The sequence below is a fragment of the Micromonospora sp. NPDC023888 genome (assembly GCF_040639415.1).
In the GTDB taxonomy this organism is placed as follows: Bacteria; Actinomycetota; Actinomycetes; order Mycobacteriales; family Micromonosporaceae; genus Micromonospora.
Genome location: NZ_JBEZZW010000049.1, coordinates 1 through 26,140 on the forward strand (window position 1 = coordinate 1; position 26,140 = coordinate 26,140).

A 26,140-nucleotide genomic window follows, 5' to 3' on the forward strand; every position below is an offset into this window, starting at 1 on the left:
CAGATTGAAGTGCTGCATCACACCGGGCAGGTCACAGAAACGAACGTCGACGAACTTCACGTCCTCGTTCTTGAGGTATCGCAGCAGTTCCTCGGAGTCGGTAAACACAGGTCTCCCCGAAGGCGTGATCCGATCACGGGCGGACCGACGGCCGGTCCGGTCGGCGCACCCGTGCCTCGACCGTACGACGGCTCGCCGGGCGGCGGCGCCCTTCCGCCGGGTTTCGCCCTCCCGGGGCGGCCGCGACCGGGTGGGCCTTCGCCTCTCCCACGGGGTGCGGTCCGTGCTGGCGAGGCCGGTGCCGGCGGCGGCGAACTGCTGCGTCCGCACGGCCTGACGACCACGCGCCGCCCGGGACGGGACCCGGGCGGCGCGTCTCGGCAGGAGCCGGATGCGGCACTAGTTGCGCGTGCTCCACTGCTGGTTGGCGCCGCCTTGGCAGGCCCAGAGGTGCAGTTGCGTTCCGTTGGCCGTGCCGGAGTTGATGGCGTCGAGGCAGAGCCCCGACTGGGCTGAGGTGATGGTGCCGTTGGAGTTCAGGTTCCACTGCTGGTTGGACTGGCCGTTGCAGTCCCAGATGATGACAGCGGTGCCGTTGCTGGTGCCCGCCCCGCTGGCGTCCAGACACTTGTTGCCGTAGACGGTCAGGGCGCGATTCGAGGTGTGGGTCCAGCGCTGGTTGGTGCGACCGTGACAGTCCCACAGCGCCGGGCGGGCCCCGTTGGTGGTGCTGGATCCGGGGACGTCGATGCAGCGGCCGGACTGGCTACCCACGATCAGCACGTTCTGCTGACCACCCGGCGGCGGGCTCGACGGCGGGGGAGTGGTGGTGGGCGGTGCGCTGGTGGGTGGCACGGTGGACCCGAACTGGCTGAAGAACCCCCACACCTCCTGCTTGACCCAGCTCCGCGCGCCGCTCTCACAGCCCGCACACCCGTCGACCGGCCCTTGCTGATGGCCGCCGTCGAACGCGGCCCAGACCACCGGGTATCCGGGCTGGCACGAGTAGGCGGTGGTGATGTGGGTCAGGCTGCCCGCCCTCGGCTCCGGCGGGGTCTGCGCGGCACAGCCGTTGTTCCGGACGAACCTGTCGCGCAGCGACCGTCCGCTCGCGATGTTGTCGTTGATGCCGTGAATGCCCAGGTACGCCACCGGCTGGGTGCCGCCGCTGCATCCGCTGATCGCCCCGGGAGCGGCGATTGCCGCGACCGCACGGAACACGGTCGGTCGGGAACACGCCAACGAGTAGCTCATCGCGCCGCCGTAGCTGAACCCGACCGAGAAACGTTGGGTGGTGTCGACACAGAGCGCGTTGTCGATCATGCGGATCATGTCGTCGGTGAAGGTCACGTCCTCACCATTGGAGTTGCCCCAGCCGTTGCCGATGCCCTGCGGGGCGACGAAGATCGTCGTGTTGTTCGCCTGCGAGAGCATGCCGTAGTAGGCCCACGGGGCTCCGTCGGTGCCGCCGCTCGCAACCTGACTGGCGGTGCCTCCCAACCAGTGGAACCCGAAGGCCAGCCGGTGGGCATAGGTGTTGTTGTAGTTGTCGGGCAGCCGAAGGATGAAGCTGCGGCTCTTTCCGCTGCTCTGGATGGTGTGGGTGCCGCTGCTCAGTCCAGGTGCCTTGCCGCAGCCGGCGGTGGTGGCCGCGGACGCCGATGCGCCGGTCATGATGACGTACGCCCCGACGGCGACAAGCATCATGGCGGCCATGGCCGCCCCTATCCAGGGGGCGGAGAGTTTACGAAGTGGCACAGTCAAACCTCCTTGGGTATGCGTGGATGGCGAGGTGTGGCGTCCGATTGGCGTCGGCGACGCGCGGATGGGTGGGTGTCCCGTTCCGGTTGCCGAGACATCGGCCAGCAGGGGACGGCGCGTGGCCGGCCGCGGACGTGGACGCGGCGACGCCGTCGTCCGTACGGGCGGGGACGGTCGTCACGGTGGTGCTCGCCCGTCGTCCGGGCCGGACCACTGCGCCTCCTGCCGCGGCCGCGGGGATGATGCTGGCCGCTCGTGCGCGGGTACGACGCTCGAATGCGGAGCCGACCACCGAGCGATTCGATGCCATCGTGATCCTTCCGCAGTCGAGATCCGTTTACCGCGCGGAAATAGATTAGCATCATCGTCTGACGTATGACGTCACAGCATGGCGTGGTGCTGACCGGCAGTCTGGGGCGGTGACGGCGCCGCGTCCCCCAGGGCGGGGCGAACTACGGATGGATCGCCTGGCGGCCCGGGCGGCGGCGGCCTTCTCCTCGACGCTCTGTGCTCGACGGCAGCGGAGTTCGAAGATCAGGACCGTGATGCCCGTCGCGGGCCCGATACCAGCGAGCAGACGGTGTCCGTCCCCTGGAAGGTCAGATCAGGGCCGCGGCGAGAGCGCGGAACGCGTCGGCCGGGAATGTCGTGGCGTCGCCGCCGTTGAGCACCTGGATCGCCACCTCGTCGGCACCGGCCTGGTAGTGCTTCTGCACCCCGGCCGCGACCTGCTCGACGGTGCCCCAGGGGATCAGGGCGTCCACGAGGCGGTCGCTCCCACCTCCGGCGAAGTCCTCGTCGGTCCAGCCGAATCGCCGCAGGTTGTTCGTGTAGTTGGGCAGGGCGAGGTACCGGCTCGTGTACTGCCGGGCGGTGCCGCGGGCGGCGGTGGCGTCGGCTTCGAGGACCACCGCGACCTCGGGGGCGAGCAGGCGGTCCGGTCCGAGCGCGGCCCGCGCCTCGGCGGTGTGTTCGGCAGGGACGAAGTACGGGTGCGCCCCGGCTGCGCGGTCGCGGGAAAGTTCGAGCATTCGTGGGCCGAGTGCGGCCAGGACCCGCCGCTCGGGAGGGAGCCCCGCAGCGTCGAGACCGTCGAGGTAACCCACCATCTTCGAGTACGGCTTGCGGTACGCCGTGCCGCTGCCCTCCAACAGCACGGCATGGCTGGCGCCGAGACCGAGCAGGAACCGGCCGGGATGGGCCCGCTCCGCGTCCAGGGCGAACGCCGCCACCTCCGGGGGCGACGAGTGCCAGATGCTCACGATCCCCGACGCGACTCCGATGCGCGTGGTCCCGTCCAGGATCTCCCGGAAGCGTGGGGCGACGTTCTCCCCGAAACCGCCGGAGAACCAGAGTCGCGCGTAGCCCATCTCCTCCAACTCGGTCGCGGCATCGATGGCCGCGCCCCGACTCTCACTGGCGAGGAAGAACGGTTGCCACACGCTGACGAGTCGTTGTGCCATACCGGGAGACTACGCAACTTCGGCGGGGCGCGACTGCGCGCCGGCCGAGGTTCCGACTCGGACCGGCGCGGCCGTCGAGCCGAGCAGGCCCCACGGCGACATGGTCGAGGGTGTGTCGAGCGCGCCTCGGGGTAGCGGTAGGGAAGCACACAGGAAACCCCCGAGGAGGACCAGATGACTGAGCCCAGGTACGTACCGATTGGACTTGCCGCCCCCGAACGGCTCGTCGACGACGACGGCGCGGTCGCCGACTCCGGCGGGGAGATTGTCGGTGCGGACGACGCGGCGGCCGACGCGGCCCGGACCGGAGCTGACGTGGACCTGTCCCACGCCACCCGCGACGGCGACGGCGTTCCGACAGGTGCCGCGGATGCCGAGGCCGATCGTCACCGCGCCGCCGGCGACGGGTGACCGACGGACGACAGAAAATTCTGCTCCAGTTGGGCCTACCTCAGCTGATCGCCGCGCTGCCGAATCGGGTGCTGCGCCCGATCGGTGGGTTGGGTGTCCCACCAGCGCGGCAGGTCAACGTCCGGCACTTCGGGGCTGGTGAAGTGGAACGGCACGCCGACCTGTCGCGCGACGGCCTGGCCCTGCTCGATCGCCTGTTGCGCCTCCGGCCACGGCGGCACCTGCCCGTTGAACAGGCGGATGTCGCCGCCGTGTCGGAGCAGCGCCAACGGCACCTCATCGAAGCGATCGTGGTCTCGGCCCGGTCGGCTGACGATCGCCAACAGGAGGACGTACCAGCCCTGGGTGTCGCCGTTCCAACAGGCTTCGACTGCGACGATCGGTGCGGTGATGGCGACGGCCTTCGCGATGAGCTGCGCGGTCGTCGGCGGCGGTGTTGCGGGCGGCAGTAGGCCCTGTCGGCCCAGCTCGGCGCGTCGCTCGACCAGCAGATCCTGCGCCTCGTACAGACCGGGTAGCGGTCGTAGTCCGCCTTCACGGCGCAGGAGGGCGACTGCCTGGATCAGTCCGCCCGTGCACAGGAGCTCGTCTATCTGCGTCTGCAATCGCGGCTCTATCGCGTGCCACCAGTCGTCGGGTGTCAGCATCCGGCCATTATGGTTGGGCGGCGTCCATGCCGGCGGACAAGCCGTGGGCCAGCATCCGCCTCCGCCGCGGATCGCGTCCCACGCGGGGTCACCCGCTACGCTTCGCCGATGGCCCGACTGCCAGAGACGTGGTGCGTCCCTGTCGTTCGTGCGGACTTCCGCGACGACGGTGTGTGGGAGCGCCTCAAGGACGAGATCGTCAGCCCCACCGAAGAGGGCTTCCTGGCCCATGTCGAGTTCGTCGAGGACCGTGAGCTGATCGGTCTCAGCGCTACGGCGATCGCGGCCGGCTATCCCCGCGCCTACCCGCGTCATTACCGCCACCCGGTGGTGTTCGTCGTCGACGCCGTCACCGTCTCGCTGCCGGAGCATCCGCTGCTCGTCGTGAACCTGAACGAGGGCGACGAGGCTGGTCCGTTCAGGACAACGCCCCGGCAGGTCCAGGCGATCGAGAACAACCTGTCGATCTCGAATATGGACTTTTTCGAGTTCGCACGGGCGGCCAGCCCGGACGGTGTCTTTCGAGGCTTCTGAGCGCGGTGCCGGGGGGCTGGTGGGCGAGGATCTGGCTGGCGGCTACAGCTCGGAAGCGGTTCGGGTGTCGCTGATCGGGCGGTACTTCGTCAGGACGACCCCGGAGGTGAAGGTTTCGGCCGACACCAACTCCAGACGTACGGGCGGCTGATCCCCGCTGAACAGCGCCTTGCCCTTGCGGAGGAACAGGGGGTGCACCAGGAGATGGATCTCGTCGATGAGGTGGAGGTCAGCCAGTGACCGGATCACGGAGAGACTGCCGTAGACCACGATGTCGCCGCCGGACCCACGCTTGAGCTCGGTGATCGCCTCGGCGTCGAGGTGGGTGAGTCTCCGGGTGTTCTTCCAGGTCGCCGTGTTGCCCGAGGCGGAGACGACTACCTTTTCCAGAGCGTCCAGCCGCTGGGCGTATCCCCGAACGTCGTCCGGTTCGTCGGGATCACCGGCGGCCGACGGCCAGTAACCGGCGAAGTCGGCGTGGGTGATCCGGCCCAACAGCAGACTGCCGGCGGCCTCCACCAGGTCCCGCTCGTAGCGCTGAAGCTGGTCGTCGACCAGCAGCCAGCCCATCTCGTCGTCGGGGCCGGCGACGAATCCGTCGAGGGTGGTCCACATCGACACGACAACCTTGCGCATTCCGTCCTCCGTCATGGTGCGGTCATCCTCGGCGCTGTCCCGATCCGGACTCGTCCCTGGTGCCCGATGGTGGTGGCTGGCGCTCGCCCCGCAGCGCCGCTCGGACTGGTGCCGGAGTCCGGGCCGGGAACCGCTCCTGGAAATCGACGACTCCGACCCAGGTGGGGCGTAGTCCGATCCGGACCATCCGCAGGCCCGGCTTGTCTATCGCTTCCAGGTAGGCCGCTCCCAGCTCGTCGCCCATTCCGGCACGCTGGATGGCGGCGTACTCGGGCAGGACGCCTTCGACCTCCGTCAGGGTGACCGTGCCGCGAAGCATGAGCACCTCCGGAAGCCCGTCCGCGGTGTCGATACAGATCGCCACGTCCGGTCGTGCGCGCAGGTCACCGATCTTGTAGGTGCCGGCGAAGGCGCCGACGACCAGTTCCACGCCGGTCCACAGGAAGTTCACCGGGATCAGCCGTGGCGTCCCGTCTCTGCTGGTCCAGGCGAGTCGTGCCACGGGCGCGGCGAGGAGGCGCTGCGCCACGGCGGTGCCCAACAGCTTCACATCACCTTGCGGCAGGTGCATCGCGTCAGAGGCGGGCAGGCTCATGAAATTCAAGCTAGACGGCCAACTCCTACAAAACAAGTGTCACTCCTGAAATAGGATCCAGGTAGGCTGGAGGTCATGAGCGGCATGCGTAGCTATGGCGATCCATGCGGTGTCGCACGAGGACTGGACGTCATCGGCGAGCGCTGGGCGCTGCTTGTGGTCCGCGATCTCCTGCTCGGGCCCCGGCGATTCAACGATCTGCTCGGCGGTCTGCCGGGCGTGAGCCCGAACGTGCTGAGCCAGCGGCTACGCCAGTTGACCGAGCACGGGGTCGTGCATCGTAGGGATCTGGGGCCGCCGACGCGGGTCCACCTCTATGAGCTGACCGACTGGGGGCGTGCGCTCGAACCCATCCTCCTGCAGTTCGGTCGCTGGGGAAGCCAGTCCCCGCAGTCACCCGACGGTGCACTCGGCGTCGACTCCCTGCTGCTCAGCATCAAGGCGGTCTTCGATCCGGCACGGGCCGCCGACCTGCGCGGCGTCTACGAGTTCCACATCGACATCGACACGTACGTCGCCGAGGTCGCCGACGGCGCGCTTCAGATCCGCCGCGGCACCGCGCCCGAACCCGATGCGACGCTCACCACCGACATCGGCACCCTTCGGGCCGTCTGTGGACAGCAGATCACCATGGGTGCGGCACTCGACTCGGGCCGGTTGCGCCTGAGCGGTGACACGCACGCCAGGCGGCGCCTCACGACACTGCTCCTTTCGCCCGCATCGCCTGAGGTTTGACGTCAGTCGCGGCTGGTGTTGATCCGCGCGCTGTGTCGGTGCGTCAGGGGTCACGCATCCGCTCTGCGGTCGCGGATGGCCGCCCTGCCCGCGCTGGGGGCCGACGGCTCGGCGGGCTGCACCCTCGGCACCGCGTCTGGTCCGAGCATCGATCGACCGAGAGGGTGCTCCGCCCGTTTCCGTCCGCGCGAGGCCTACGGCTTTTATTTTTTGTCCCTTCGTGTGCTTGCGGCGACCGCTTCCTGCCGTGCTCACTTCTTGACGGTCGGTGGAGGGTGCCCAATTATGCGAGAGGTCTCAGCCATTTGTCGCCGTCGACACCAGTGCGGCGGCACAGTTCGCAAGCCCTTGCTGGCCCGACTGATTGACATAGGCGGCGATGAACATGGGGATTTCGGGACGGTTACGACCCTTCGCTGATTACCCGGTTGTCCTGGTCGGAGCCGTGCAGAGGGGCCGTGCGGGCCGGGGAGCTGCTCGCCGACTGCCTTGGCGCGGAAGGTGGGCGATTTGGTCGGTTTCCGGGATATCGTTCCACCCTTTGGGTGACCGGTCCGTTTCTGTGGGTTGTGGTGCGATCTCGGGAAAGAGCCGCGCCCCGACCTGCAACTTGCCAAATAGGAGCCGTTCACATCGGTGTCTTTCGACAATTGACGGTGCTCCGGTATAGTGCCTCCAATTCCCCCTGGAGCGTGCCGGAAGGCGTCTGGTCTGCGTGATGAAATCTGGGCTGGAAAGCGCGTCAACAAGCCCGCGCTTCGTCGGGCGGCGGCCACAGTTGGCACGTATCGGAAGAGCCCAGGCCACCGCCCTGAGCCGTGGCTGGCAAATGGTGTGCGAGGTGGTCGGGGAGCCGGGCATCGGCAAGACGCATTTCGTCCGCGAGGCCCTGGAGCGGGCCGTCCCCACCGTGCCCTGGGTCGTCGGGACCTGCTCGCCGGACGAACGAGGAGTCCCCTTCCATGTGTTCCGACACGCCTTCACGGAGGGGCAGTCACCCCGACGCGGGCTGCGTGCCGGACGGTCCACCGGGGAGACCTGGGCGGAGTCCGCCGCCGCGGTGCCGCCAGCGCCAGCGCGGGCCTCGGACGCCCGGCGGTTCCGGACGTACCAGTTGGCCCGCCGGCTGATCGGCCTGGCGGCCCGGGACGGTCTGGTGCTGGTCCTCGACGACCTGCACTGGGCGGACGCCTCCTCCGCCGGGCTGATCGCCCACCTGCTGCGGTATCCGGTGCCCGCCCCGCTGCTGCTCGTGCTCGTCTACCGCCCGCGGCAGATGGCGACCCCGATGCCCTTCGGTCCACCCGATCCCGGCGAACACGCCGATGTGGAGCCGACGGCACACGATCGGATCGAGCTGAAACCCCTGAGCCTCGCCGAGGTCGCGCTGCTGCACCCCTGCGTCGGCCAGGCGGAGGTGCGCGCCCGGTACGACCTGACCGGCGGCAACCCCGGTTACCTGGCGGCGCTCCCGGTCGACCCCACCCCGACGGGCGCCGAGCCGGTCCGTGCGGCACCGGGCGCCCGGCTGTCCGACGCGGCGGTGGCCGAGCTGCGCCGCGAGTGGACCGGCCTGCCCCCCGTCGACCTGGCCTGCCTGCGGGCCGGGGCGATCGTCGACGCGCCCTTCGCCGCGGATCTGCTCGCCGAGGTCGCGCAGGTCCCGGTGGCACTGGCGGTCGAGGCCGGCTGGCGGCTGGCCCGGCTCGACCTGATCCGCCGGGTCCCCGGCACTGGACGGTTCGCCTTCCGGCACCCGGTGCTGCGGATGGCTGTCGCTCAGGACACCGACCCGGCGTGGCAGGTGGAGGCGTGCGCGCGGGCGCTCACCGCGCTCGTCGAGCTGGGCGCGCCAGCCGCGGACCGGGCCCGCTACGCGGAGCGCCTGCTCGCCCTCCCGAGTGGCCGCTGGGCCGACCGCTGCGTCAACGTGCTCTGCCGGGCCGCGCAGGAGGTTCGGCGCGAGACACCGGACCTGGCCATCCGTTGGCTACGGCTGGCGCTGCGTGCGCTGCGCCCGACGGCCGGTCTGACGCAGCGTCGCCACGACGTGTCGCTCGTGCTGGCCCAGATCACCGGGGAGGCGGGTGACCTGGCCGAGAGCAGGGCGCTGCTCCAGGAGATCGTGCCGCTGTTCCCCGCCGACCCGCAGGGACGACGGGCGCAGGCGGTAGCTCTCTGGGCACGCGTGGAACGCCTGCTCGGCAACTACGCCGAAGCGGCGGCGATCAGTCGGCGCGAGTTGGCCGCCCTGCCGGCCGGCGCCGGGCCCACCGGCGGCTACCGACTCGCCACCGAGATCGGCGTCGCCGGCATCCTGGCCGGCCGCCCCGTGGCCGGGCTGCCCGACGTGCTCGGCGGAGATCTCGGCGGCTCCGGCGCGGACCGGGCCGGCCTGCTGGCCGTCCGCGGTCTGGCCGCCGTCCACGACGGCGCGCTCGACGACGCCCGCGGCCTGCTCGACGCCGGCGCCCGGATCGTCGACGCGCTTCCCGACGGGGACCTGCGGGACCACCCCGACTGCCTCACCGCGCTCGGCCTGACCGAGTTGTACCTCGAACGGCAGGCCGACGCGGGACGGCACCTCGACCGAGGGCTGACGTTGGTCCGTGCCTCGCACCGCGACGACGGGCTGTGCCAGTTGCTGCTCGGTCGCAGTCAGGTGGCCTACCACGGCGGCCAGTTGCACACCGCCATCGGAATGGCCACCGAGGCGGGCATCGTCGCCCGGCGCATCGGCAGTCACCACCTGCTGAGCTTCGCGCTGGCGTTCGAGGCGGAGGCGACGGCGTGGCGGGGCGGCCTGCGGGACGACGACCGGGCGGTGGCGTTGGCCCGCAGCGCCGCCGGAATCGCCACCGACCTCGCAAGCTGGTGCGGTCGTACCGCCGCGACGGCTCTGGCGACCGCGGCGCTGCTCTCCGGTGACCCGGCGACCTGTGCCGAGCTGGTGCGGTCGGCCGGCGGCGACAGCCGGCTGAGCCGTCTGCAGAGCACCCTCCGGCCGAGGTGGTTCGAGCTGCTCTGCGCCGCCGCCCTCGCCGCCGGCGAGATAGCCGACGCCGAACGGCAGGCGCGGCTGGCAATGGCCGAGGCGGACCAGGTCGGTCTCCCCGGGCAGCGGGGCTTCGCCGAGTCGGCGTACGGCGAGGTGCTGCTCGCCCGCGGCGAGGCCCCGGCGGCGCTGGCGCACCTGGAAACCGCGGCCGACCTGTTCCGCGCCGGTGGGATGGTGCTCCGGCGCAGCCTGGCGCTTGCCTCCCTGGCTCGGGCGGCCGAAGCCGCGGACCAGACCGTCCTGGCGGCACGGGCCCGCCGCCTGGCGCTGGAACTGGCCGGGTGGTGCGGAACGGAACGGGTGGGCCTGCGACTGGCCCGTCCGGTCGGCCCGCGCGCGGTCGCCGCCCTGACCGACCGGGAGTGGCACATCGCGCGGCTGGCGGCGACCGGGGCCACCAGCCGGCTGATCGGGCGGCAACTGAACATCAGCCCCCGCACCGTGGAGGCGCACCTGACCCGCATCTACCGCAAGGCGGGCGTCGCCTCCCGGTCGGCTCTGGTCGCCTGGGTCGCCCGGCTCGATGACACCGATCGATGACCGCGCCCCGGGCCGGATGACACCGTTTCGTGCAACGTCGACAGGCCGGGCAGCACGAGGCCGCGCCGCCGCCGTCGTGGCCCGACAGCCGCTCACATACTCGACTGCATCGGGCGCGATTCCCGTGCACCGGTGGTGGATGGAGGACGAGATGCTGGGCAGAAGATCCGTCAGGAGCCCGCGTACCCTCACCGCGCCGGTGCCGGTACTGCCGTTCGCCGCCGCCACGGTGGCGCTGCTCGTGCTCACCGCCTGTGGTGGCGAACCGGTGGACGCGGCCACCCCGGCGCCCCAGGATCCGGCGACCTTCGGTCGGGACCGGGCCGCGCTGGTGCTCACCGCCTTCGACCAGGCCGACTCGGCGGCCTCGGTGGCCGGTGACGTCGAGGCGCTGCGGACCCAGGAGGTTCCGCCCTCGTTGGACCTCAGCATCGCCGCGGTACGCCGGGCCGCCTACAACCAACGGACGCAACCGTCCTTCCAGCACATCAATCCGGCCTTCGCGGTGCCGCCCGGCGACCCGACCTGCTTCCTCGCCACCGCCACCCTCCGGCTGACCGGCTCGGAGCTGGCCCCCACCGACGTCAGCCAGTTCGTGCGGGGCGCCGACGGCCAGTGGAAGCTCAGCCACAACGTTCAGGTCACCCAACCGTCGCTTGTGGTCGCCCGGAGCATCGACGGCCGACCGGCCACGGCGGGCGGTGCCGCCCTGGACGAGACCAGCCGCCGGGCCCTCGCCGCCGAGGTGTTCGCCCGCAGCATCGGGTCCACGACGGGCAACCGGTCCCTGATCGCGTCGAGCCCGCTGCTCGACGGCCAGTTCGCCGGTGGTTGGGAGGTCTACGGGCAGCAGCTCGCCGGTGCCGGCGCGGCGGTGCGGCGGACGATGGACCGGGCGGAGTGGTCGGACTGCGCGGTCGCGGTGCCGACCGGCACGCTCACCTTCCTGACGATCCACGCCACCGACACGCTGCGTCCCGCGCCCGGCGGCCCGGCCACCGTCACGATGACGCCGCAGAGCCCGGATCTGATCGCCACCGGTCATCGCACCGCGATCAGCGGAAAGTCGGTCCGGGTCACCCGGGTGGAGACCTTCGTGCTGCTCGTGCCGGCGCAGGCCGCCGGCACGTCGGTGCTGGGGCTCAACGACACCGCGCTGACCGTCACCGCCGGCTGACCACCGAGCGTCCACGACGCCGCCGGCGGCAGAAACCGGTGGCATCACTCGGATCGGACGCCCGGGACCGCGACGATGACAGCAGCCGTGATCGCCGGCGGTCCGACCACCAGGCTCGGGAGGAACCATGTGGCGTCCGCGCTTCCGATCGGACTACGTGCCGGTGCGGCTGCCCGACGGTCCGCTCGTGGTGCTCGGGGAGACCCGCAGCCTGCTCATCGACGACCCGGTCGCCGCGGACCTGGCCGACGAGCTCGACGGTGCCGCGCCGCTGGCCGACGTGGTGGTTCGACTGGCCCTCCGACACCCGGTCGCCGCCGTCGCCGCCGCCCTCGCCCGGCTGCGCGACCACGGTCTGCTGGTGTCCGGTCCGGCGCACACCTCGCCGGCCGAGGCCGCCGGCTGGGACGCCCGGGGTGTCCCGCCCGAGGCCGGCAAGCGGTGGATGAACGGGGGAGCCGTCACCGTCGTGGACCTCGGTGCGCCCCGGGTGGCCGAGACCGCAGACGCGCTGCGCGCCCTCGGGCTCGCCGTGACAGTGGTCGGGCCGGACCCGACGGACCACGACCCGGGGGACGCCCAGGTGCTGGTGCTGCCGTCGTCGATGCTCGACCCCCGGCTGGCGCTGATCAACGACCGTCACCTGGCCACCGGTCGTGGATGGACCCTGGCCCGGCCACACGGCAACGTCGTCTTCCTCGGCCCGCACCTCGTGCCGGGCCGCACCGGCTGCTGGGTCTGCCTGCGGCAACGCTGGCAGGAGAACGAACAGGTGAACGCCTTCCTCGGCGGGCAGGAGCTGGGCGCTCCGCTGCCGCAGCCCGGCCGCGCGATCCTGCCCGGACTGGCCACCATGGCCGCCGGGCTGCTCGCCGCCGAACTCGCCGTGCTGGCCGTCCGGGGCACGTCACCGCGCCTCACCGGCCGGATGGTCGCCCTGGACACCAGGGACCTGAGCACGGACAGCCACCAGCTCGTACGCCAGCCGCAGTGCCCCGCCTGCGGCTACCCGGACCTGGTCGGCAAGGCCGAGCCCCGGATCGACCTGCCCCCCAGCGGTACCCAGCCCAGTCGGGGCGGGGACTCCCGCACCCGGGAAACCGCCGAGGTGTACGCCTCGCTCGCCCACCACGTCAGCCGGTATCTGGGCGTGGTGAGCCGGCTGACCCCGCTGGAGGCGACCGACAACGGCGTCACCCACACCTACTCGGCCGGGCACAACTTCGCCCAGCCCCGCCAGCTCGCCGCTCTGCGCCGCAATCTGCGCGGGCAGAGCGGCGGCAAGGGTCGGACCGACCTGCAGGCCCGGATGAGCGCGGTTGGGGAGGCGGTGGAGCGCTACTGCGGGGTGTGGCGCGGCGACCGCCCGGTGCACCGGGCCAGTTACCGGCAGCTCGGCCCGGACCGGGCTGTGCACCTGCGGGAGTTGCTGCTGTTCTCGGAGCGCCAGTACGCCGACCGGGACCGGCTCAACCGCGACCTGGGCCACCTGCACCGCATTCCCCGCCCGCTGCCCGACGAGCTGGAGCTGGACTGGACCACGGGCTGGTCGCTGACCCGGCAGACACCGCGAGAGCTGCCCGCCGCGCACTGCTGGTACGGGCACCCGGAGCTGACCGGGCTGGGCGTCTGCTCGGCCGACTCGAACGGCTGCGCGGCCGGCGGCACCCGGTCCGAGGCGATCGTGCAGGGCTTCTGCGAACTCGTGGAGCGGGACAGCGTCGCGCTGTGGTGGTACCACCGCTCCCGGATGCCCGGGGTGGACCTCGCCTCGTTCGCCGACCCGTGGACCGCCGCCTGCGTCGACCACCACGCCACCGCCCTCGGCCGCGAGCTGTGGGCCCTCGACCTGACCGCCGACCTCGGTGTACCCACCTTCGCCGCAGTGTCCCGGCGGGTCGGTGCGGGGCCGGAGGACGTGCTGGTCGGCTTCGGCGCGCACCTGGACGCGCCTGTCGCGCTGACCCGGGCGCTCACCGAGGTGAACCAGTTCCTGCCCGCCGTCGCCGGACCGGCCGCCGCCGGCAACCGGTACGGCGTCGACGACCCGGACACCGCGCGCTGGTTCGGCACCGTGCGGGTGGCCGACCAGCCCTGGCTGGCCCCCGATCCCACCCGGGCGCCGCGCACCGCGGCGGACCACCCGGCGCTCACCACCGGCGACGTCGGGGACGACGTGCGGCGGTGCGTACGCCGGGCGGAGCGGGCCGGCCTGGAGGTGATCGTCGTCGACCAGTCCCGTCCGGACGTCGACCTGGCGGTGGTGAAGGTCGTCGTTCCGGGCCTGCGGCACTTCTGGCGGCGGCTCGGGCCCGGCCGACTGTGGGACGTGCCGGCCCGCCTCGGCCGGGGCCCGCTGGCCGTCGACGAGACGTCGGCCAACCCGCTGAACGTCTTCTTCTAGCCGGCGGTCCCGGGCCTACCGGGACCGTGGGAAGGATGTGCGGATGACCACCGTGGTGGACCCGGTCGGTGGGCGGTCGTCGTGAGCGGCTCCGTCGGCGGTCCGCCGGTGCAGGAGTCGTACCGGCTGCGCCGGGACGCGGAGCTGCGACTCGGTGAGGACGGCTCGCTGACCCTGCGGCAGACCCGATTCCAGCTCACCCTGGAACAACCCGGTATGGGTCGGCGGGCCCTGCTGCTGCGGCTCGCCGCCGACTGGGTGAACGACGTCGAGGTGGGCCGGCTGATCAGCGGGCTGGAGGGGGAGAACCGGGTGCTGCCCGCGCAGTTGCTGCTGCGCCGGCTGCTCGCCCACTCCTGGCTGGAGCGCCGCTTGCAGGTCGACGATCGCGCGCTGCTCGACCTGGTGCCCACCGGCCTGGGCCGGGGCAGTCTGCCGGAGAGTCGCCTGCACACCCCCGGGGTCCGCTACCGGCTCTCCCGCTTCGCCACCCTCCAGCACGAACAGGGCATGCTGATGGCCGCATCGCCGCTGAGCACCGTCGCGGTCGGCTGCGCCGACGCCGCCATCGGCGCGGTGCTGGCCGCCGCCGCGCCGGGCGTCGGACCCGACACGGTGGCCCGCACGCTCGGCGTGCCGCCGGCAGCCGCCGGCCGGGTGCTCGACGAGTTGGCCACCGCCCGGATCCTGGTCACCGACGCCGAGTTCACGGCGGAGTGCGACGACGCGCCGCTTGCCTACTGGTCGCCTGAGGAGTTGCGGCTGCACCACCGCTCCCGGGCCGGCCGACACGCGCTGCCGGTGGGTGGCACCTACCGGATGCGCGAACGCTTCGCGCCGCAACCGCTGCGCCGCCCGTACGACGGGGGGCGGGCGGTCGAGTTGCCGCTGCCGGACCTCGCGACCATCGCCAAGGCGGACCCCGCGTTCAGTCAGGTCGTCACGGACCGCCGCAGCGTGCGCGACCACGACGATGCGGCACCGCTGTCCCTGGAACGGCTTGCGGAATTCCTGCACCGGTCGCAGCACACGAGCGCCGTCGGCGAGGCCGGCGGGCAGGAGGTCGGCCACCGGCCCTACCCGGGCGGCGGCGGAGTCTACGAGCTGGAGATCTACCCACTTGTCGCGCGCTGCGCCGGGCTCGACCCGGGGCTCTACCACTACGACGCGGTCGGGCACCGGCTGGAGCCGGTCGCCGGGTGGGGACCGGCCGCGGACCGGCTGCTGACGTACGCCCGCGCGGCCGGCGCCCTGCCCCGGCCGCCGCAGACGGTCCTGGTGGTCACCGCCCGGGTCCAACGGCTGATGTGGAAGTACGAAGGGATGAGCTACGCCATGATTCTCAAGGACGCGGGTGTGCTGACCCAGCAGATGTATCTCGTCGCCACCGCCATGGGGTTGGCGCCGTGCGCCCTCGGCGCCGGAGACTCCCAGGCCTTCGCCGAGTTGTCCGGGCTCGACCCGCTTGTCGAGCCGAGTGTGGCCGACTTCCTGCTGGGTTCGCGCCGCCTCGGCGGCCCGCCGGCGGCGGGGGGCCGGCCATGAAGTTCCGGCGGCAGGCGCTGCGCCAGTTGGAGGCGCCCGAACAACTGGACCGGGCGGTCCGGCTGACCACGGTGCCGAACTGGCTGGCCACCACCGCGCTTGTCATCGTCGTGGTCGCGGCGGGTGTCTGGTCGGTGCGCACGGTGGTGCCCCGGACCGTCGAGGCGGCCGGGGTGCTGATCCACTCGAACGGGATCTCGGCCCTCGACGCGCTCGACAGCGGTCAGGTCACGAAGGTGTGGGCGGCACCGCACCAGCGGGTGCCGAAGGGCACCCCCCTCTACAGCCTGCGCACGGCGGACGGCAAGGTGCGGGTGGAGACCGCGCCGGGTGACGCGTACGTCGTGGCCTGGCTGGTGTCCGAGGGTGAGATCGTCGCACCGGGCACGCATCTGGCCGACCTGGAACGGCTCGACACCGCCGGGGACGCGTTGCAGGCCGTCGTGTACGCCCCGGCCGTCGCCGCGCCGCTGCTGCAACCCGGGGTGTCCGTCGAGGTGGCCGCCGCGGCCGCGCCGCGCAACGTGTTCGGCACCCTGGCCGGCCAGGTGACCACTGTCGGCGCGTTCCCGGAGACGGAGGCCTCGCTGCGCGCCTTTTTGGGCACCGGGCCGGACGTCCGGCGGCTGCTCGCCCGCGGCAGCGTGGTCCGGGTGACGGTGGCCCTGGCACCCGACCCGGCGGCCCCGGGCGGCCTGCGCTGGACGAAGTCACCGCCGCCGTTCCAGCTCAACTCGGCAAGTGAGGTCACCGCCTGGTTCACAGTGGACCGGGAACACCCGATCGACTGGTTGCTGCGTCGATGAGCGCGCCCACGACCGCGGCCAGCGGCACGCCGCAACTGCCCAGGATCCGCCGACGACGGGTCCGCACGCCCACGCTGATCCAGATGGAGGCGGTGGAGTGCGGTGCCGCAGCGCTGGGAATCCTGCTCGCGCACCACGGCCGGCACGTGCCCCTGGAGGAGTTGCGCCGGGTGTGCGGGGTGAGCCGGGACGGCTCCACCGCGGCCACCGTGCTCAAGGGCGCCCGCCGCTACGGCATGGTCGCCAAGGGTTTCCAGATGGACCTGGCCGGTTTGTCCACCGTGGCGCTGCCGGCGGTGCTGTTCTGGCGGTTCGAGCACTTCGTGGTGCTGGAGGGGCTCGGCCGCAAGGTCTTCATCAACGACCCGGCCACCGGCCCCCGCGCGGTGAGCTGGGAGGAGTTCGACGGCGCCTTCACCGGCATCGTGCTCACCATGGAGCCCGGCCCGGAGTTCCGGCCCGGCGGCACCCGCTACCGGCTGGTGCGGGCGCTGGCCGAGCGGTGGCGCGGCCCCGGCTCGGCGATCGCGCAGATGCTGCTGCTCGGCCTGCTGATCGCCGTGGTCGGTCTGACCATCCCGGTGATGGCCAAGGTCTTCGTCGACCGGGTGCTGTTGCAGGAGGACCGGTCCGCGTTCGCCGGCCTGGTGGCGGCGGTGGCGGTGGCCACGGTGCTGACCTTCCTGGCCAGCCTGCTCCAGCAACGCCTGACCGTACGCGCGGAGACGGCGCTCGCCCTCGCCAGCGCGGCCCGGTTCTTCCGACATCTGCTGCGGCTGCCGCCGGCGTTCTTCGACCAGCGGCAGGCCGCCGACCTCAGCCAACGGGTCCGCGGCAACGAGGTGGTCGCCGAGGTGCTGACCCGCCGGACGGCCACCACAGTGGTGGACACCGGTCTGGTGCTGGCGTACGGGGCACTGCTCTGCCAGTACGACCTGCTGCTCGGACTGTGCGCGGTGGTCCTCGCCGGGCTGAACGTCAGCGTGCTCCGCTATGTCGCCTCGACCCGGTCGACAGCCGTCGCCGGCCTGCAGGCGGACCGCAGCAAGCTGGTGACCACTGTCTACACCACTGTTCAGATGATCGAGACGGTGAAGGCAGGCGGCGAGGAGGAACGGGCCGTGGCCCGGTTCGCGGCCCGCCACGCGACGGTCGCCACCCGTCAGCAGCGGCTCGGGGTGCCCACCGCGGTGCTCTCCGTCCTGCCGGCGTTCCTCGCCTCGGGGACCACAGCGGTGCTGCTCGGGTTGGGCAGCCGGCAGGTCGTGGCGGAGGCGATGAGCGTCGGCGTGCTTGTCGGCATGCAGAGCCTGGCCGCCGCGATGAACCGCCCGTTGGGCAACCTCACGGCGCTGGGCTCCCGGTTGCAGGACATGAGCGCGGACCTCAACCGGCTGCGGGACGTGGAGCGGTACCCACTGCCGTCGGCCCAGGACGGCCCCGCCCGTGCGTTGACACCGATGGAGGGACACCTGCGCATCGAGGAGGTCACCTTCGGCTACAACCCGTTGGGCCGTCCCCTGCTGGAGAACTTCAGCCTGGACCTGCCGCCCGGTGCCCGGGTGGCGCTCGTCGGGCGCTCGGGCAGCGGCAAGTCGACGGTGGGCCGGCTGGTCGCCGGGCTCTACCGGCCCTGGACCGGTCGGGTCACGGTGGACGGCCTGGAGCGGTCGGCGGCCGACGACGGCCTGTGGGCGACCACCGTCGCCATGGTGGACCAGGACCAACGGCTGTTCGAGGGGACGGTCCGGGACAACGTCACCATGTGGGACCTCACTGTCGCCGACGAGGACGTCGTCACCGCGCTCACCGACGCGTGCCTCTACGACGAGGTCGCGGCCCGTCCGGGTGGCCTGGGCAGCCCGGTGCGGGAGAACGCCCGCAACTTCTCCGGCGGGCAGCGGCAGCGGCTGGAGATCGCCCGGGCGCTCGTGCGCAACCCGCGGGTGCTGGTGCTGGACGAGGCCACAAGCGCACTGGACGCCGAGACCGAACGCCGGATCGACATGCACCTGCGCCGCCGGGGGGCGACCTGCCTGATCGTGGCCCACCGGCTGTCCACGGTCCGCGACTGCGACCTGATCGTCGTGTTGGACGGCGGTCGGGAGGTCGAGCGCGGCACCCACGAGCAGCTCGTCGCCCAGGACGGGGCGTACGCGCGCCTGGTCCGGGACCACTGACCACGACGATCCGAGGAGACGCTGATGAGTGGCGCGGTGGAGGATCCCCCGGCCGGCGGCCTGATCGGCTTCTGCGCGGACGGCGTACGCGAGGTCTGTCGCCTGGACGGTCCGGTGGCCGGCTGGCTGGTGACCGGAGGTGAGGCCGACCTGTTCGCGGTGCGCCGGGCCGGGATGAGCCCTTCGCGTCGTCACCATGTGGCCCGGCTTCCCGCCGGTGGGCTGGTGCCGACGTCCACGGCGATCGGTGCGTGGCAGTTGATCCTGGTGCCGCTGCCCGGCACGGAGCTGCGCGGGCTGTCCCGGCGTCACCTGTCGCTGCTGGAGCGGCACGTCCGGCTCGGTCGGGTGGCGGACGAGGGCGCGTCGCCGCGGGCACGGACCGCCGCGACGGAGCTGGTCGCGGCGGTGGACCTGGTGCTGGTCACCATCGCCGACGCGCTGCGCCGGGGGCAGGCGCCCCGGGAGGCGTCCACCCTGTGCGGGCGCGAGATCATCTCGCTGGCGCAGGGAAGCGCCCTCACCTCCACCGGCGGCGCCTGGTGGCTGCGCAGCGCCGGCGGGCAGCTACGCCGCAACGACGGTGGCCCGGCGGAGATGTCGGGGGAGCGGGAGCTGCTGCTGGTCACCGAGCGGGACTGGGTGGTGGCCGAGTCGCCGTGCGCGGTGGAGAGTCACGGAAGCTGGGACCTGCTGGTCAGCGGCCAGCTCCGCTCGGCCGTCGACCAGCACGTGGCCCGACTGTTGCGGATGGTGGAGACCCGGATCGAGGAGGTCGACGCTGCCCTGCTGAGCGCCGTGCGGCGGCGCCGGCAGACCGACGCGGCGGTGCTCGCCGCGGCGGCCCGCCGCTCGATCGGGGTGATCGGCGCGGGCGGCGCGGTTCCGGTCCCGGACACCGAGGCCGGCTTCGACAGGTACGGGCGGGCGGCGTCGGTGCTCCGGGTGGTCACCGAGGGGATGGGCAGTCCGATCAACGAGCCGGCCGACCGCAGCCGCGCGCCGCTCGACGACCGGGCGGCGGTGCACGCGGTGACCCGGGCGTCCAGCCTGTTCCTGCGTGCGGTGCGGTTGCCGGAGCGCTGGTGGCGGCGGGACCTGGGTCCGCTTGTGGGGTGGCGGGCGGGCGACGACCCGGAGCACGCCGTCGCGGTGCCGCTGGTGTTCCGCCGCGGCCGCTACCACCACGTGGACCCGGACACCCGGGCGTACGCTCCGATCGACGCGACGGTGGCCGCGACGTTCGCGGCCGAGGCGACCGAGGTGCAGGCGCCGCTGCCGCCGACCGCCCGGATGCGTCACCTGCTGCGGGCCGGGATGGTCGGTGCGGCCCGGGACGTGCGGGGTCTGCTGTTCGCCGCCGTCTGCGTGGCAGTGCTGGGCCTCGGGGTGCCGCTGGCCACCGGTGAGGTGCTCGGCCAGCTCGCCCGGCAGGGCGAGGTGACCGGCCTGGTCGGCTTCGTCGCGCTGATGCTCAGCGCGGCGGTGGTCGCGGGGCTGGTGGGCGTGGTGCAGAACCTGCGTCTGCTGCGGTTGGACGGGCGGTTGCAGTCCGGCGCGCAGTTGGCGATCTGGGACCGGCTCATGCGGTTGCCGGCCCGGTTCTTCACCGGTCGCAGCAGTGGTGAGATCGCCAACTCGATGTTGGGGATCTCGTTCGTCGGTGAGGCGCTGAGCGCGCTGCTGCCGCAACTCGTCTCGGCGGCCGCGACGGTCGCGGTGACCCTCGGCATGCTTCTGGTGGTCGAGCCCGTGCTCGGGCTCTGGGGAGCGGGGATCGTCGCCGTCACCATGCTGACCTTCGGCGCGTTCGCCGTGCTGATCGTCCGTCAGCAACGATCCGCGCTGCCGGCCGAGCACCGGGCGGCGGCGATGACCAACCAGCTCCTCGGCGGCATCGTGAAGATCAAACTGGCCGCCGCCGAGACCCGGGCCCACGCGCGCTGGTCGGAGGTGGCCGCGGCGGCCCGAGCATCGCTGCAACGGGTCCGGCAGAGTCAGGCCGGCCTGGTCGCCTTCGGCACCGTGCTGCCGGTCGCCGGTCAACTGGTCCTGTTCGCCGTGCTGATGGGGCCGCTCGCCGGCCGGGTCGCGCCGGCCGACTTCTTCATTCTCAACGTCGGCTTCGCGATGCTGCTCGGCGCCCTGCTGGTGCTGGTGTCGGCAGGGGTCGAGGTGATCGCGGCGGTGCCCCGGCTGGGCAGCCTGCGGGAGATCCTGCGCGCCGAACCCGAGGCGCGTCCGGACCGGGTGGACCCGGGCGAGTTGCGCGGCGAGGTCGCGCTGCACCGGCTCACCTTCGCCTACCAGCCGGACGAGCCGCCGGTGCTCGTCGACATCGACCTGCACGTCCGCCCGGGTGAGTTCGTCGCCATCGTCGGACCGAGTGGCTGCGGGAAATCCACGCTGCTCCGGTTGCTGCTCGGCTTCGAACGCCAGCAGCAGGGCGCGGTGCTCTACGACGGCCAGGACCTCTCCGAACTCGACGTACACGCCGTCCGCCGGCAGTGCGGGGTGGTCCTGCAGGATGGCCAGCTCTTCGCCGGCTCGGTGCGGGACAACATCTGTGGTGCCGGCAGCTTCCCGCTGGACCAGGTGTGGGAGGCGGCCCGGATGGCCGGCCTCGCCGACGACCTGGAGGCGCTGCCGATGGGGATGAGCACGATGGTGCCGTTCGGCGGCGGCACGCTCTCCGTCGGGCAGCGGCAGCGGGTGCTGATCGCCCGCGCGCTGGCCCCGCTACCCCGGATCATCTTCCTCGACGAGGCGACGAGCGCACTCGACAACCGGACCCAGGAGGTGGTCAGCCGGAGCACCGCGGCCCTGGCCGCGACCCGGGTGGTCATCGCCCACCGGTTGTCCACGGTCCGTGCCGCGGACACCATCGTGGTCCTCGAAGCGGGGCGGATCGTCCAGCGGGGCACCTTCGACGAGTTGATGGACGACCCGGAAGGGCTGTTCCACCGGTTGGCGCGGCGGCAACTGCTCACCGAACCGGAACGGTCGGACGCCGTGGTGGAGAGCCGTCAGGCGGACGGACAGCCCGCGACCGGCTGACGGGGTCGGTCAGCCGTTGTCGATGACAGTGCTGTCCTCCAGGCACACGTCCGTGTCGAGGTGGTTTTCCAGCAGTTCGGCGACGTGGGCCTCGGACTGGTTCTCCACGGCGAGCCGGAACGCCTCGGTGAGCACGTTGACCACGCCCTGGGTCAGCAGCAGGGTTTCCCGGTCCAGGTCGGCCCAGGACGACCGGGCGCCACCGCGTACCAGCTCCGGAGCGAGGGTCAGCAGGCGGGCGGTGACGGCGGCGACCAGCTCGTCGGCCACCGGCCGGAGGCTGTCCAGCACCTCGCTGAGGGTCTGCAGGGCCGGCACCGTGCCCACGCGTACCCGATGCAGGTCCAGGGCGGCGCGCAGCGGGCGTGGCCGGACCGTGCGGACGGTGCCGTCGGTGGTCCGGCCGATCACACCGTGCCGGGTCAGCGCGTGGGCCAGCGCGGGACGGTCGGCGGCCAGGCGTTGCAGCATCGCGGTCAGCCCGTCGGGCGCCTCGTCACTGGCCCGGACCCCCAGCATCGCCTCGATGGACACCAGGTTGAAGCCCTGCCGTTGCAGGGCGAGGATCGCGTCCAGCCGGCGCACGTGCGAGTCGTCGTAGAGCGCGGCCCGACCGCGCCGCACCGGCGGCGGCAGCAGCCGCCGGGCCTGGTGGGCTCGGATGTTGCGCGGCGACATCCCGACCTTGCGGGCGAGTTCCTCCACGCTGTACCCGGCCGGGCCGCCCGGCGTCGTCGTCACCTCGTCGATGGTCACGGTGGCCTCCGGCAGCACTCGGTGACGGAACACGGCACCCCGTCGAACCGCTGTCACTCCTGAGCGGTCCGCCGATCGCAGCGTAGGTGCGGGAACCGGGCGGATGACAGGCGAGGAATTACTACTTGTCCACAGTGGGGCCGCTCATTAGAATTGTTCGCCCGCCGCAGGTCGCTGATTCTCAATTACCCGGCTTTCGCCGCAGCGCGACCTTTTCGCGGCCACATTCGATGAAATCCCCGTTCTTTGGGCGGACCGGATCCACAGGTGACCCACGATGAAGCGAAACCGGCGGCCCGGAAACTCCCGCGCTGCCTGTCGCCGCCGCCGGCGGTCGACCATCGAAGGGAGCAGGGTGTGACACCTGTCGATCGAGCGGTCTTCGTGGCCGCGTACAGCCGGCTGGTCGCCGACGTCTGGGCCGACCCGGTCAAGGAGCAGGCGCTCGACCGGGACCCGCGGGGGTTTCTCGCCAGCTACGGGCTGCAACTGTCCGAGGATGTGCAGGTCCGGGTGGTCCGGGACGTCGCCGACGCCGATCCCGACCTGGAGGTGCAGGTCGAGTCGTGGCAGCTCGCGGGGACCACAGGCATCTTCGTGCTCTTCGTGCCGTCGCTGCTGCCGGTGGCCCAGACGGAGCTGGCCGAGGACGAACTGGACAGCGTCGTCGCCGGCCTGGACCCCAGCTGCGCCTGCTGCTGCCCGTGCTGCTGCACGTGACACCGATGTCTGCCGCCCACCGGTCGGCACGGCAGATTCTGATGGCAGTAAGCCGAAATCGTTGATTGTCAAAGCTCGATCTTCGTAGCGTTCTCGCCACAGCGATCGACCCCCCGTTCCGCAGCGACCCCCGAGGAAAGGACCGAACGATGAGCAACGACGACCAGGAATATGGCGCGAGGTTCGTGACCAAGTACTCGGAACTGGTAACCGCCGTGTGGCGCAGTGACGAGGAACTGCAACGCCTGCTCGCCGACCCGACCGGCTACGCGACGGCGGCCGGCCTGCCGGTCGCCCCCGGCTCCCGGGTCGAGGTCGACCGCGCCCAGCCCGCCACGCTCTACACCAAGGACCAGATCGTCGCCGACTGGTCCGGCACGCCCGGCCTGCACGTGCTGCACGTACCCGAGGTGCCGCTCGTCGACCTCAACGAGCTGACCGAGGCCGAGTTGGAGACGGTCGCCGGCGGCGTCGCTCCGATCGCCGACAACAACGTCAACATCATCGCCGTCCTCATCGTCTGAGTTCCCCACCCCCCGCCGGGAGCCTCGATGACTGACACGACCGAGACCATCGCCTTCCGATCCGGCACCTACCGGACGGCCACCGTGGAGCAGACCTGGGAACGGATCGCCGGCCTGCTCGACCGGTTCCGGATCACCCGGGTCGCCGACATCACCCGGCTCGACGAGATCGGCCTACCGGTGCACGTCGCCTACCGGCCGGTCGGAGCCACCATGGCGGTGAGCGTCGGCACCGGCGCCACGGCCACGCAGGCCCGGGTCAGCGCGGTCATGGAGAGCATCGAGTCCTGGCATGCCGAGAACCTCCGGCCGGGGACCGTCGTCCGGTCCCCGGCCGAGGCGCTCGACCTGCCCTACGACGTCCGGTGGCTGCACCTGGCGGAACGGTCACCCCTGACCCCTGCCGTCGCGCTCGACTGGGTGGCCGGCCGTGGGCTGGTGACCGGGGCGCCCTGCCTGGTGCCCCGCGCCACCATCGAACTCGACTTCACCATCCGGCGGGGCTGGGACCGCGCCCTGTTCACCGCCAGCAGCAACGGGCTGGCCACCGGGAACACCTTTGCCGAGGCCAGCCTGCACGCCCTGCTCGAAGTCGTCGAACGGGACTGCATCGCCCCGTACTGCACCTCACCGTTGGCCGAGCGCACCTACGCCGACCCGGGCACCGCCACCAACGCGATGACCCGCACCGTGCACGAGGCGCTGCTGCGGGCCGGTTGCTGGGTGGAGGTCTGCGACATCACCAACGCGGTCGACGTGCCCTGCTACGCCGCCTCGATCTGGTCGGAGGACCTGCCGGTCACCTTCGGCGGTTTCGGCTGCCACGTGGACCCGGAGATCGCCGTCGGCCGGGCCATGTCGGAGGCGGCGCAGTCGCGGCTGGTCATGGTCTCCGGAGCGCGCGACGACATCGACGCCACCGCCTACGGCGACGTCGGCGCGCCGCCGGTGCCGCCACCCACCGTCGACCGGCCCGTCCGGCCGGTCCGCCGGAACTCGCCACCAGTGGGGGACGTGACCCAGGTGCTGCGCGAGCTGGCGGCGCGGGTGCAGCGGGTCACCGGCGTCGAGCCGTTCAGCGTCGACCTGACCCACGACGACATCGGCATTCCGGTGAGCAAGGTGTTCGCCCCCGGCCTGCGGATGTTCGACGAGCGGGCCCTGAGTATCCGACCAGGAGTGCCCCGTGACTGACGTCGTCTTCATCGGTCCCAGCCTGCCGGCCGACGAGGTCGGTCGGCTGCTGCCCGACGCGGTGGTGCTGCCGCCGGTCGCGCACGGCGACCTGCTCCGCCTGGACGTCGCCCCCGGCGACCGGGTCCTCGTCATCGACGGGTTCTTCCTGCAACACCCGCCGGTCCGCCACCGGGAGATCCTCCACCTGCTCGACCGGGGCGTGACAGTGGCTGGCGCCGCCAGCATGGGCGCGCTGCGCGCCGCCGAGCTGTGGCCGTTCGGGATGCGTGGCGTGGGCGACGTGTTCCAGCTCTACCGCGACGGGGTCGTCACTGGCGACGACGAGGTGGCTGTCGTGCACGGTCCCGCCGAGGAAGGCCACCGCGCGTTGAGCGTCCCGCTTGTGAACATCCGCGTCGCGCTGCGCCGCGCCGTCGCGGCGGGCGTGCTCAGCGACGCCGAGGCCGAGCTGCTGCTGGACATCGGCCGGGAGCTGCCCTTCCGGCGGCGGTCGTACCGGGCGTTGGAGCGCAGCGCGCCCCCCGAGGCGGCGACCGTCGTGGACCGGTTCCTGACGTGGCACCGGCGGGACCCCTCCGACGCCAAGGGCGCCGACGCGCGCCTGCTGCTGTCGATGGCGGCGGACGACGCGCCCGAGCTGTGCCCGGCGCACGCCGGCGACCAGCCGATCGACAACCTGCACACCCGTTTCCTGGACACCTGGCGATCGCGGTTCGCCGGCGAGTCGGTCGGCGGGCACTGGGTCAGCGACCGGGACGCCGCAGCGGTGCTGATGCTGCTGCACCCCGAGTCGGCGGCCTGGCACCGCCGGGGGGTGCTGGCCGGGCTGGCCGAGGTCGACATCGCCGACCCGATGGTCGAGCAGCGCGCCCGCGAGGTGGCCCGCCGGCGAGGGTTGACCGCTGCGCTGCCGACCGGGTGGGACTGGCTGACCGACCGGGAACGGGATCTCGGCGATCACGAGGCGGTGCTGCGGGTGCTGGTGCGGGCGTTCGGTACCACGCCGTACCGCAGCCTGGCGCTGTGGATGGTCGCGGCGCCGCTGCGTACCCCCGCGTTGCTCGCCGCGGCGCGGCAGGTCGCGGCGACCGCGGCGTCACTCAACGAAACGCTCGTCCCACGGACGGCCGGGCACCGCCGCCCGGGTGGCCGGCTGCACTTCCGCACCGAGGTCGTCGACGCGTGCTTCGCGAAGCTGTGGGGCTGTGCCGTCGACGGGCTGGAAGCGGCGGCCTGGGACCGGGGCTTCGTCGACCTGGCGGCGTTCCGGTACGCCGCCGAACCGTTTGTCGCGTACGTCAAGGCGTTCGGTGCCCCGCGACTGCCGGCGGTGGACACGTGCGCGCAAGAGGACACCCTGGCCGGCACAGCGGCCCGGGTCGGCTGAGGAGGAG

Annotated in this window: 20 protein-coding genes; 14 read left to right on the forward strand and 6 right to left on the reverse strand. The window is 72.2% G+C overall.

Annotated features, from left to right (window positions below):
* Positions 1-399: 399 nt before the first annotated feature.
* Both AB0F61_RS30325 and AB0F61_RS30330 read right to left on the reverse strand, forming a co-directional pair.
* Entirely contained in the window at positions 400-1,707 is a 1,308-nt protein-coding gene (locus AB0F61_RS30325; RefSeq protein ID WP_357816780.1) for an RICIN domain-containing protein, read from the reverse strand.
* Positions 1,708-2,360: 653 nt separating this feature from the next.
* Complete coding sequence (locus AB0F61_RS30330; protein WP_357816685.1) at positions 2,361-3,224, reverse strand: LLM class F420-dependent oxidoreductase; 864 nt, start codon at positions 3,222-3,224, stop codon at positions 2,361-2,363.
* A gap of 174 nt (positions 3,225-3,398) precedes the next feature.
* Here AB0F61_RS30330 and AB0F61_RS30335 point away from each other — a divergent pair, with 174 nt between their 5' ends.
* Positions 3,399-3,635 (forward strand): hypothetical protein, encoded by a 237-nt coding sequence (locus AB0F61_RS30335; protein ID WP_357816688.1) that lies wholly within the window; start codon positions 3,399-3,401, stop codon positions 3,633-3,635.
* 35 nt (positions 3,636-3,670) lie between these two features.
* Here the strand turns inward: AB0F61_RS30335 and AB0F61_RS30340 are convergent, their stop codons facing one another.
* Positions 3,671-4,282 (reverse strand): hypothetical protein, encoded by a 612-nt coding sequence (locus tag AB0F61_RS30340; RefSeq protein WP_357816691.1) that lies wholly within the window; start codon positions 4,280-4,282, stop codon positions 3,671-3,673.
* Positions 4,283-4,390: 108 nt separating this feature from the next.
* Between AB0F61_RS30340 and AB0F61_RS30345 the strand changes: the two genes are divergently transcribed.
* The gene (locus tag AB0F61_RS30345) at positions 4,391-4,816 is read left to right on the forward strand and encodes a hypothetical protein (protein ID WP_357816694.1); all 426 of its coding nucleotides are present in this window, start codon (positions 4,391-4,393) and stop codon (positions 4,814-4,816) included.
* Positions 4,817-4,858: 42 nt separating this feature from the next.
* Here AB0F61_RS30345 and AB0F61_RS30350 read toward each other — a convergent pair whose 3' ends face one another.
* Positions 4,859-5,467 (reverse strand): dihydrofolate reductase family protein, encoded by a 609-nt coding sequence (locus AB0F61_RS30350; RefSeq protein ID WP_357816697.1) that lies wholly within the window; start codon positions 5,465-5,467, stop codon positions 4,859-4,861.
* A gap of 7 nt (positions 5,468-5,474) precedes the next feature.
* Positions 5,475-6,047 (reverse strand): pyridoxamine 5'-phosphate oxidase family protein, encoded by a 573-nt coding sequence (locus tag AB0F61_RS30355; protein ID WP_357816700.1) that lies wholly within the window; start codon positions 6,045-6,047, stop codon positions 5,475-5,477.
* Between the two features lie 75 nt (positions 6,048-6,122).
* On the opposite strand from AB0F61_RS30355, the gene AB0F61_RS30360 reads away from it, so the two are divergent.
* The 8 genes from AB0F61_RS30360 to AB0F61_RS30395 all read left to right on the forward strand — a co-directional run bounded on the left by AB0F61_RS30360 (position 6,123) and on the right by AB0F61_RS30395 (position 21,549).
* A complete protein-coding gene (locus AB0F61_RS30360; protein ID WP_357816703.1) occupies positions 6,123-6,782 on the forward strand; it encodes a winged helix-turn-helix transcriptional regulator in 660 nt (219 codons plus the stop codon).
* Positions 6,783-7,500: 718 nt separating this feature from the next.
* Positions 7,501-10,380, forward strand: coding sequence for an AAA family ATPase (locus tag AB0F61_RS30365; RefSeq protein ID WP_357816705.1), 2,880 nt, complete (start codon positions 7,501-7,503; stop codon positions 10,378-10,380).
* A gap of 139 nt (positions 10,381-10,519) precedes the next feature.
* Positions 10,520-11,557, forward strand: a complete 1,038-nt coding sequence (locus AB0F61_RS30370) for a hypothetical protein (RefSeq protein WP_357816707.1) — start codon at positions 10,520-10,522, stop codon at positions 11,555-11,557.
* A gap of 127 nt (positions 11,558-11,684) precedes the next feature.
* On the forward strand, positions 11,685-13,961 hold the full coding sequence (locus AB0F61_RS30375) for a TOMM precursor leader peptide-binding protein (RefSeq protein WP_357816709.1): 2,277 nt from the start codon (positions 11,685-11,687) through the stop codon (positions 13,959-13,961).
* Positions 13,962-14,042: 81 nt separating this feature from the next.
* The gene (locus AB0F61_RS30380; RefSeq protein ID WP_357816712.1) at positions 14,043-15,506 is read left to right on the forward strand and encodes a SagB family peptide dehydrogenase; all 1,464 of its coding nucleotides are present in this window, start codon (positions 14,043-14,045) and stop codon (positions 15,504-15,506) included.
* Positions 15,503-16,312 (forward strand): hypothetical protein, encoded by an 810-nt coding sequence (locus AB0F61_RS30385; protein WP_357816715.1) that lies wholly within the window; start codon positions 15,503-15,505, stop codon positions 16,310-16,312. The genes AB0F61_RS30380 and AB0F61_RS30385 overlap by 4 nt, the downstream gene beginning before the upstream one ends.
* The gene (locus AB0F61_RS30390) at positions 16,309-18,492 is read left to right on the forward strand and encodes an NHLP family bacteriocin export ABC transporter peptidase/permease/ATPase subunit (protein WP_357816718.1); all 2,184 of its coding nucleotides are present in this window, start codon (positions 16,309-16,311) and stop codon (positions 18,490-18,492) included. Before AB0F61_RS30385 ends, AB0F61_RS30390 begins: the two co-directional genes overlap by 4 nt.
* Before the next feature lie 24 nt (positions 18,493-18,516).
* The gene (locus AB0F61_RS30395) at positions 18,517-21,549 is read left to right on the forward strand and encodes an ATP-binding cassette domain-containing protein (RefSeq protein ID WP_357816720.1); all 3,033 of its coding nucleotides are present in this window, start codon (positions 18,517-18,519) and stop codon (positions 21,547-21,549) included.
* Positions 21,550-21,558: 9 nt separating this feature from the next.
* Here the strand turns inward: AB0F61_RS30395 and AB0F61_RS30400 are convergent, their stop codons facing one another.
* Positions 21,559-22,338 (reverse strand): MerR family transcriptional regulator, encoded by a 780-nt coding sequence (locus AB0F61_RS30400; RefSeq protein ID WP_357816722.1) that lies wholly within the window; start codon positions 22,336-22,338, stop codon positions 21,559-21,561.
* Between the two features lie 324 nt (positions 22,339-22,662).
* Between AB0F61_RS30400 and AB0F61_RS30405 the strand changes: the two genes are divergently transcribed.
* The 4 genes from AB0F61_RS30405 (at position 22,663) to AB0F61_RS30420 (ending at position 26,133) form a co-directional block, all read left to right on the forward strand.
* A complete protein-coding gene (locus tag AB0F61_RS30405) occupies positions 22,663-23,025 on the forward strand; it encodes a hypothetical protein (protein WP_357816724.1) in 363 nt (120 codons plus the stop codon).
* A 149-nt stretch (positions 23,026-23,174) separates the two neighbouring features.
* Positions 23,175-23,549 carry a class IIb bacteriocin, lactobin A/cerein 7B family gene (locus tag AB0F61_RS30410; protein ID WP_357816726.1) on the forward strand — a complete coding sequence of 125 codons (375 nt, stop codon included), beginning with the start codon at positions 23,175-23,177 and terminating at the stop codon, positions 23,547-23,549.
* Positions 23,550-23,576: 27 nt separating this feature from the next.
* Positions 23,577-24,743 (forward strand): YcaO-like family protein, encoded by a 1,167-nt coding sequence (locus AB0F61_RS30415; RefSeq protein WP_357816728.1) that lies wholly within the window; start codon positions 23,577-23,579, stop codon positions 24,741-24,743.
* Positions 24,736-26,133: a TfuA-like protein gene (locus AB0F61_RS30420; protein ID WP_357816730.1), complete on the forward strand. Its 1,398-nt coding sequence runs from the start codon at positions 24,736-24,738 to the stop codon at positions 26,131-26,133. Before AB0F61_RS30415 ends, AB0F61_RS30420 begins: the two co-directional genes overlap by 8 nt.
* Positions 26,134-26,140: the final 7 nt, after the last annotated feature.